This window comes from Bacillus sp. NPDC057893, assembly GCF_042796455.1.
Taxonomy (GTDB): domain Bacteria; phylum Bacillota; class Bacilli; order Bacillales; family Bacillaceae_G; genus Bacillus_A.
This window is the reverse complement of record NZ_JBHVNG010000018.1, coordinates 40,373-48,395: the sequence shown is the minus strand read 5'-3', so window position 1 is coordinate 48,395 and position 8,023 is coordinate 40,373. Positions and strand designations below refer to the sequence as shown.

The window sequence follows — 8,023 nt, the reverse complement described above, 5'->3', positions numbered from 1 at the left end:
ATCAAACTCTCCAATAAAGTTAGTTTGTCTAGCATCTAAAAATAAAAATTGACGTTCACGTTGTTTGTTTCGTTCAGTTTTCAAAGAACTTATCTACCGCTCAGAAGCGACTTTATTAATATAACATTTCGTTACATTTTCGTCAACAACTTTTTTCAATAAGTTGTTTTTCGTTTGTTTCTTTTGTTACCTTTCGTGGCAACGGATATAAATATACCAGTTTGATTATTAAAATGCAATAGTTTTTCTAATAAAATTTTTAACTTAGTAAAAAAGTATAAAAACAGCACCTTTCTTCTATATAAGTATAGTTTTCTAATCTGGCACCCATTTAACGAGCAATAATCTTGCTTTCCTTTTAATAGAAGGTTTCTCTCCCTTCAAATAAATAAAGAAATAAAAAAAGCTTTGGAGAAATCTCCAAAGCTTAGTCTTGTTTATGGCGCATAGCCGGGAATAATAGCACGTCACGAATAGATGGTGCGTTTGTTAATAACATAACAAGACGATCAATACCGATTCCTAATCCGCCCGTAGGAGGCATACCGTACTCAAGAGCTTCGATATAGTCATCATCCATCATATGAGCTTCATCATTACCTTGCTCACGCTCTTTTAATTGAGCTTCAAAACGTTCCTTTTGATCGATTGGATCATTTAACTCAGTGAATGCATTCGCATGTTCACGAGCAACAATGAATAATTCGAAACGATCTGTGAATCGTGGATCTTCATCATTCTTTTTCGCAAGTGGTGAAATCTCTACCGGATGACCGTAAATAAATGTTGGCTGAATTAATTTATCTTCTACTTTTTGTTCGAAGAATTCATTAATAATATGACCAACTTCCATTGTATCTTTAATTTCTACACTATGCTCTTTTGCAAGTTCACGCGCTTCTTCTACACTCATCGTCTTCCAGAAGTCAGCTCCAGAGTATTGCTTAATTGCATCTACCATATGAAGACGTGTCCATTCTGGTTCTAGATTAATTTCATAATCACCATATTGGATTGTTGTTGTACCCAATACTTTTTTCGCGATATGAGCAACCATATTTTCTGTTAGTTTCATAATATCATTATAATCAGCATACGCCTCATATAATTCAATCATCGTAAACTCAGGGTTATGACGTGTTGATACACCCTCATTACGGAATACACGGCCGATTTCATAAACTTTTTCTAATCCGCCCACAATAAGACGTTTTAAATGAAGTTCAATTGCGATACGCATATATAATTCCATGTCTAACGCATTATGGTGTGTAGTGAAAGGACGAGCAGATGCTCCACCTGCAATTGCATGCATCATAGGCGTTTCCACTTCAAGATAACCATTATCGTCTAAGTATCTTCTCATCTCACGAATGATTTTACTACGAGTAACGAATGTTTCACGACTTTCCATACTTGTAATTAAATCTAAATAACGTTGACGGTAGCGTTGTTCAACATCTTTTAATCCATGATATTTATCCGGTAATGGACGAAGAGATTTCGTTAAAAGTGTAAATCCTGTTGCTTTTACTGAAAGTTCTCCAACATTTGTTTTGAACACTTTACCTTCAATACCTACTAAGTCACCTAAATCTGCTGTCGTAAATAACTCGTACTCTTCATCTCCAACAGTATCTTTACGAACATAAATTTGAACTTGCCCCTGTAGATCTTGAATGTGCGCAAATCCCGCTTTTCCTTTACCGCGTTTTGTCATAATACGACCAGCGATAGAAACAGTGATTTCTTTCTCTTCTAATTCTTCTTTAGAGAATTCTCCATATAGACTTACTAAGTCCGTTGTTGAATTTGTGCGTTCAAATCGTTTACCGAACGGATCGATTCCTTGCTCACGTAAATTATGTAGCTTTTCACGACGAACAAGCAATTGGTCGTTTAATTCTTCGTGGTTCATGTTATCCATGATATTGATATCACTCCAGCTCTATTAATTTTTACAATATATACAGTATAGCATTTTCTACTCAACTAGAAAAACTGCCAGCAACTAACTGGCAGTTCTTCTTTCTTTCACGTAATTATAGGAAGTGTGTAGAAGAATGTCAATCTTCTACGCCCCCTTATTAACCAACGTAAATTGTTTGTTGTTTCGCTTCTACTTCTTCTACAAATGCACCTAATACATTCGCAAGGTCTTCACGTGTGTTACAAATATTGATACCATTACGCACACTCGCATTACCACGAACACCTTTTAAATACCAAGCCGCATGCTTTCTCATCTCTCTTACAGCAACATTTTCGTTCTTTAAATCGATAAGACGATCTAGATGCAACATACATACATCAATTTTCTCACGCACTGTTGGTTCCGGCATTAATTCACCTGTCTCTAAATACTTTACCGTACGATAAATCATCCACGGGTCTCCAAGAGCAGCGCGACCAATCATAACTCCATCTACACCAACTTCATCAAGCATACGCTTTGCATCTTGCGGTGTTTCCACATCACCATTTCCGATAACCGGGATATTCACAGATTGCTTTACTTGTTTAATAATATCCCAATCCGCTTTCCCTTCATACATTTGTACTCGTGTACGTCCATGAACTGCTACCGCTTGCCCACCAGCACGCTCAACAGCTCTAGCGTTTTCAACTGCAAAAATATGATCTTCATCCCAACCAATACGCATTTTAACTGTAACTGGTTTTTCAACTGCATCTACAACTGCCGCTACCATCTCATATATTTTATTTGGGTCTAAAAGCCACTTTGCTCCCGCATCACACTTAGTGATTTTCGGTACTGGGCAACCCATATTAATATCAATAATGTCTGCTGTCGTATATTTATCTACGTATTTCGCAGCATCTACAAGAGTTTCTTTCTCTCCACCAAAAATTTGTAAACTTAATGGCTTTTCTCTCTCATCGATATATAACATATCTAATGTTCTTTTGTTATTAAGTAATATTGCCTTATCACTTACCATCTCAGCACAAACTAAACCTGCACCAAATTCTTTTACTGTCAAACGGAATGCAGAGTTACACACTCCCGCCATCGGTGCTAGTACAACTGGATTTTTCATCTTAATATTTGCAATCTTTAACACCCGACTTACTCCTTCCTTTACGGTCACTTTGGCATCAATTCGTCTATTGAAACGTTTAATGTTTTAGCGACTTCTACTACAAAATCTTGGGAAGGTGATCTATTGCCCCTCTCAACTTCACCTAAAACCGATACAGATACCCCTAATTCTTTCGCAAAACCTTCTTGCGTATAGCCTTTTAGCTTTCGAAAAGCACGAATGCGTCTTCCCCATTTTTCTGCTTCCATACCGTTACTCCCTCTCGCCTTTTCATTTCTTCTACTTGTGAACGTGAAATGTTTTGTTTTATATCTTGATTAATCTCTAACAACGGAACGATAACAAAAGCTCTTTCGAACATCCGCGGATGCGGAACAATAAGATTCTCTGCTTCAATATTTTCTTGATTATATAGTAAAATGTCAAGGTCGATGGTCCTCGGGCCCCATCTAATTTCCCTTTTTCTTCCTAGATCATTCTCTACCTTTTGTGTTACTTTCAATAATTCTTGCGGTGATAAATTGGTAGAAATTTTTATAACTAAATTTAAAAAGCAATTTTGGTCAGTATAACCAACCGGATCAGTTTCATATACAGACGAAACATCATCGACTTGGATATGCTGGTTTTTATTTAAAAACTGAATTGCTTCAGTTAAATAAATATAACGCTCCCCAATATTCGAACCTAATGCAATGTACGCTATATTATTCATGGACGTTCTCTCGTAATTTCTACCGCTACAGCACGATAATGCCCCGGTATCGGCGGATCTGGTTTAATTACCTTAATTGTACATTGTGAAATACTCTCATATTGTTTCAATATATCTGTAGCGATATTTTCAGCGATACTTTCTACAAGCTTATACGTTCTATCTTCAACAACTTTTCTACATAGTTCGAAAAGCTCCCCGTAATTGACAGAATGCTCTAAGTCGTCACTTTCTCCTGCACGTTTTAAATCCAACTCCACCGTTAAATCCACTTTAAATCTCTGACCCAATTTATTTTCTTCCGGGAATACACCATGATAACCGTAAAACTCCATATCATGGATATAAATTTTATCCAATTACTTTGCCCCCTTACCAATCATTGCATCCATCATCTTAGCCATACGCGCCATTTCTTTCACATCATGAACACGGATAAACTCACAGCCCTTTTCAATACCAAGACAAACGGTAGCGCCCGTTCCTTCAAGACGTTCCTCCACTGGTAAATCTAATACATGGCCAATAAAGGACTTTCTTGAAGTACCTAATAGAACTGGGTAACCCAGTACATTTAACTGCTCTAAATTACGCATCGCTTCTAAATTTTGCTCAGGTGTTTTCGCAAAGCCAATACCTGGGTCTAAAATAATATTCTCATCTCGCACGCCCGCATCTTTAGCAATTTTAATACTCTCATACAAATCAGCAATCATATCAGCCATTAAGTTGCGGTAGTTCATATTATCTCGGTTATGCATTAAGATAATAGGCACATCATAATAAGCTGCAACTCCAGCAATCTTCGGTTCCGCCTTCGCCCCCCAAATATCATTAATAATATGAGCACCAGCTTCAATCGCTTGTTTCGCAACTTCAGCTTTATACGTATCAATAGAAATAGGTATCTTTGCTTCTTTTGACACTGCCTGAATCATTGGAACAACTCGCTTTATTTCTTCTTCTACTGAAACTTTAGCGAAACCTGGTCGAGTAGATTCGCCGCCAATATCAATAATATGAGCACCTTCATTTTTCATTTCTTTCGCATGTCGTACTGCAGCATCTACTTCGTTGTAACTCCCACCATCAGAAAATGAATCTGGCGTTACATTTAAAATCCCCATAATTAATGTCTTTTCATTTAAGTTCAATGTATATTCGCCGCAGCGCAAATCATAATCCCACTTCAAACTACACATCTCCTCTTCGCAATTCATTTCTGCTCCACAATTTCTCTCTCTGCACTCCATAAAGATCCATAAGTCTTTTTGTAACCACTCCCACTTTACCCGGGAAATCTTTCTCCTCTATACGATAAAGAGGGACAATCTCTTGAATAGAGTTCGTTACGAACACCTCATCCGCTGAAAGCAATTCATCTTTTGTAAAGAAACCTTCCTTTACTTCTATATCTAGCTCTTCAGCAGCCTTTATAATAAACGCACGAGTGATTCCGTTTAAAATCCCTGTTTCTAATGAAGGAGTATATAAAATATCTCCTTTAACCAAAAAGAGATTTGAAACAATACCCTCTGCAACATAACCTGTTTCGGTAAGAAAAATACCTTCCTTATTCACAACATTTCCAATTTCGCGTTTCCCTAAAATATTATTTAAATAATGATGGGACTTCAAGCGAAATGCACCCTCTGGTGTATTTCTCACTTGCTTTAAAATAACTCCTTCTTTTTCCACTACATTCCCTGGAGCTGTTAAAGGTTTTATAAAAACAATAACAGACGGTTCTTCATATACTTCCGTTTGTAATCCTATTTCATCTATACCCGCCGATACATTTAAGCGCACATATGCATGCTTTAACCCATTCTTAACGAGTAGATTCTTTAAAATAAGCATCACTTCATCTTTTGTCATTGTCCATTTGATTTGCAATATATCGAGCGCACCCATTAAGCGTTCATAATGATCATCCAATAAAAAGGGATGGCCATTATAAATACGAAACGTCTCAAAAACCCCAAGCCCATATAGGTAACCGTGGTCATACGGAGAAATTTTCGCTTCACTCGCTTCTACATACGTGCCATTTACGTAAATTAACACGATGTCACACTTGGGCTATATTTGCGAATGAAATTCTGTAGCAACTCTTTCCCGTGAGAAGTCATAATAGATTCCGGATGGAATTGTACCCCTTCAATCGGCAACGTTTTATGACGAAGCGCCATAATTTCACCTTCTTCAGTCCAAGATGTTATCTCTAAACAATTCGGTAACGTCTCTTTTTTTACGATAAGAGAGTGATAACGTGTCGCGGTAAATGGATTTGGAATATCAGAAAAAATCGTCTGCCCATCATGATGCATTAAAGATGTTTTTCCATGCATCAAACGCTCTGCCCTGACAACATCCCCTCCAAATACTTGTGCAATGGATTGATGTCCAAGACAGACCCCAAAAATCGGAAGCTTACCTGCAAAATATTTAATAACATCCATACTGATTCCCGCCTCATTAGGACTACATGGACCTGGCGAAATCATTAAAAAATCCGGTTTCATATTCTCAATATCCGAAATAGTCACTTCATCATTACGCTTAACAACAAGCTCTTGTCCAAGTTCTCCAAGAAACTGCACTAAATTAAATGTAAAAGAATCATAATTATCAATCATTAATATCATTTCTCTCACCTAACCGTTTCTTCGCTACTTTCTTTTGCACGCCATAAAGCGATTGCTTTTTTTAACGACTCTTTATATTCATTTTTTGGATTTGAATCAATTACAATACCCGCTCCAGCTTGCACATGCGCTTGTCCATCTTTAGCAAGCAGTGTTCGGATTACAATATTCAATTCCGTATCTCCAGAATAACTAATCCAACCAATTGAACCCGTATAAATTCCTCGACGAACAGGTTCTAATTCTTCAATAATTTCCATCGTACGTATTTTCGGGGCACCGGTAATTGTCCCACCAGGAAATACAGCCTTCACCAAATCGAAAGCATCTTTATCTGCTTCCACCTCACCACGCACATTAGAAACAATATGCATAACGTGTGAGTATTTTTCAATTACCATAAATTCATCTACTTCAACAGTGCCATATTTACAAACACGGCCCAAGTCATTTCGTTCTAAATCCACAAGCATTACATGCTCCGCTCTTTCCTTTTCGTTTTCAATTAATTCTTTCGCTAATTCCTCATCCTCTTGTTCACTTGCTCCTCGAGAGCGCGTACCGGCAATTGGCCTTGTACTCACTTCCTTTCCTTGCTTTTTAATTAGCAATTCAGGCGAAGCACTAACAATTTGAAAATCTCCAAACTCCAAGTAACCCATATATGGAGATGGATTAATTTCACGAAGACTTGTATATATTTCTAGTGGATGTGTTTGTAATGTTCTTTCTTGTCTTGTTGACAAGTTTACTTGAAACACATCACCCGCTCCAATATATTCTTGAATACGTTCAACAGCCTTCATAAAGCCCTCTTCCGTAAAAGCGACTGCTTCATTTTTCTTTTCAGGACATTCAAACGGCATAGTCACTTTGGGTGCTTCTTTCATCCAAAGACCCTTCCATTCATTTAATCGCTCTTCTGCCTCTTCACACTCATCTACATAATGCGTAATAATCCATAATACTCTCTCCTGTTGATCATACACAAACACGTCATCAAATAACAAAAAGAATATGTCAGGTATATTAATATCATCCTTCGCAAGAGAAGAAAGTTTTTCAATATAACGGATACAATCATAACTAAAGTATCCAATTGCCCCACCTTGAAAAGGTGGGTACTCCGGATTATAATCCGTTTTCCATTTCTCCATATACGCTTGCATTAAATCTAATGGATTCCCTCGCTTTATTGTTTCCTTACCACTTTCACTTATATGTAACGTCTCATTCTTACCCTGAATTACCGCTACTGGATTCAGCCCAACAATGTTATAACGACCACCACGTCCACTTTCTAACAAAATATGTTGCGGCTTATCCTGAGAAAGAAATTTATATTGCTTAAAGAAATCTAACTGATATGGAATAGAAAGCGCTAAAGATTTTCTTCGTTGCATATCAACACCCCGTCTTCTGTTATCCACCCTCTTAAGCCAATCAACTCAAACTACATAAAATTATTTATATAGAGAATGATTATACTTGAGGGCTAGTGAAAATAAATTAATTATACTACTTCTTATTTTACATGAAGTTTTCTAGTCATTCACTCTTTTCCTTTTTCCAATCAAAAAAGAAAAAGCATCCTT

Annotated in this window: 9 protein-coding genes; all 9 read right to left on the bottom strand. The window is 37.1% G+C overall.

Features of this window, described 5'->3' with window-relative positions; translation table 11 throughout:
- Positions 1-427 precede the first annotated feature (427 nt).
- The 9 genes from lysS to trpE all read right to left on the bottom strand — a co-directional run bounded on the left by lysS (position 428) and on the right by trpE (position 7,831).
- The gene (gene lysS / locus ACFVQC_RS28810; RefSeq protein WP_002144508.1) at positions 428-1,927 is read right to left on the bottom strand and encodes a lysine--tRNA ligase; all 1,500 of its coding nucleotides are present in this window, start codon (positions 1,925-1,927) and stop codon (positions 428-430) included.
- Positions 1,928-2,087: 160 nt separating this feature from the next.
- A complete protein-coding gene (gene dusB / locus ACFVQC_RS28805; protein ID WP_002144509.1) occupies positions 2,088-3,086 on the bottom strand; it encodes a tRNA dihydrouridine synthase DusB in 999 nt (332 codons plus the stop codon).
- Between the two features lie 23 nt (positions 3,087-3,109).
- Positions 3,110-3,313: a helix-turn-helix domain-containing protein gene (locus ACFVQC_RS28800; RefSeq protein WP_002009706.1), complete on the bottom strand. Its 204-nt coding sequence runs from the start codon at positions 3,311-3,313 to the stop codon at positions 3,110-3,112.
- Complete coding sequence (gene folK / locus ACFVQC_RS28795) at positions 3,265-3,780, bottom strand: 2-amino-4-hydroxy-6-hydroxymethyldihydropteridine diphosphokinase (protein WP_002144510.1); 516 nt, start codon at positions 3,778-3,780, stop codon at positions 3,265-3,267. Before folK ends, ACFVQC_RS28800 begins: the two co-directional genes overlap by 49 nt.
- A complete protein-coding gene (gene folB / locus ACFVQC_RS28790; protein WP_002113276.1) occupies positions 3,777-4,139 on the bottom strand; it encodes a dihydroneopterin aldolase in 363 nt (120 codons plus the stop codon). Before folB ends, folK begins: the two co-directional genes overlap by 4 nt.
- Positions 4,140-5,000, bottom strand: a complete 861-nt coding sequence (gene folP / locus ACFVQC_RS28785; protein ID WP_377899958.1) for a dihydropteroate synthase — start codon at positions 4,998-5,000, stop codon at positions 4,140-4,142.
- Positions 4,975-5,847 carry an aminodeoxychorismate lyase gene (pabC, locus tag ACFVQC_RS28780; RefSeq protein ID WP_377899957.1) on the bottom strand — a complete coding sequence of 291 codons (873 nt, stop codon included), beginning with the start codon at positions 5,845-5,847 and terminating at the stop codon, positions 4,975-4,977. Before pabC ends, folP begins: the two co-directional genes overlap by 26 nt.
- Positions 5,841-6,428, bottom strand: a complete 588-nt coding sequence (gene pabA, locus ACFVQC_RS28775; protein ID WP_002113273.1) for an aminodeoxychorismate/anthranilate synthase component II — start codon at positions 6,426-6,428, stop codon at positions 5,841-5,843. Before pabA ends, pabC begins: the two co-directional genes overlap by 7 nt.
- A 5-nt stretch (positions 6,429-6,433) precedes the next feature.
- The gene (trpE, locus tag ACFVQC_RS28770) at positions 6,434-7,831 is read right to left on the bottom strand and encodes an anthranilate synthase component I (protein WP_377894037.1); all 1,398 of its coding nucleotides are present in this window, start codon (positions 7,829-7,831) and stop codon (positions 6,434-6,436) included.
- Positions 7,832-8,023: the final 192 nt, after the last annotated feature.

What these genes read in the sequence shown, in the direction of transcription:
- pabA (WP_002113273.1), bottom strand. Translation starts at nt 6,428, where the DNA reads ATGATATTAATGATTGATAATTATGATTCTTTTACATTTAATTTAGTG.
- ACFVQC_RS28800 (WP_002009706.1), bottom strand. Translation starts at nt 3,313, where the DNA reads ATGGAAGCAGAAAAATGGGGAAGACGCATTCGTGCTTTTCGAAAGCTA.
- lysS (WP_002144508.1), bottom strand. Translation starts at nt 1,927, where the DNA reads ATGGATAACATGAACCACGAAGAATTAAACGACCAATTGCTTGTTCGT.
- trpE (WP_377894037.1), bottom strand. Translation starts at nt 7,831, where the DNA reads ATGCAACGAAGAAAATCTTTAGCGCTTTCTATTCCATATCAGTTAGAT.
- folP (WP_377899958.1), bottom strand. Translation starts at nt 5,000, where the DNA reads ATGAATTGCGAAGAGGAGATGTGTAGTTTGAAGTGGGATTATGATTTG.
- folK (WP_002144510.1), bottom strand. Translation starts at nt 3,780, where the DNA reads ATGAATAATATAGCGTACATTGCATTAGGTTCGAATATTGGGGAGCGT.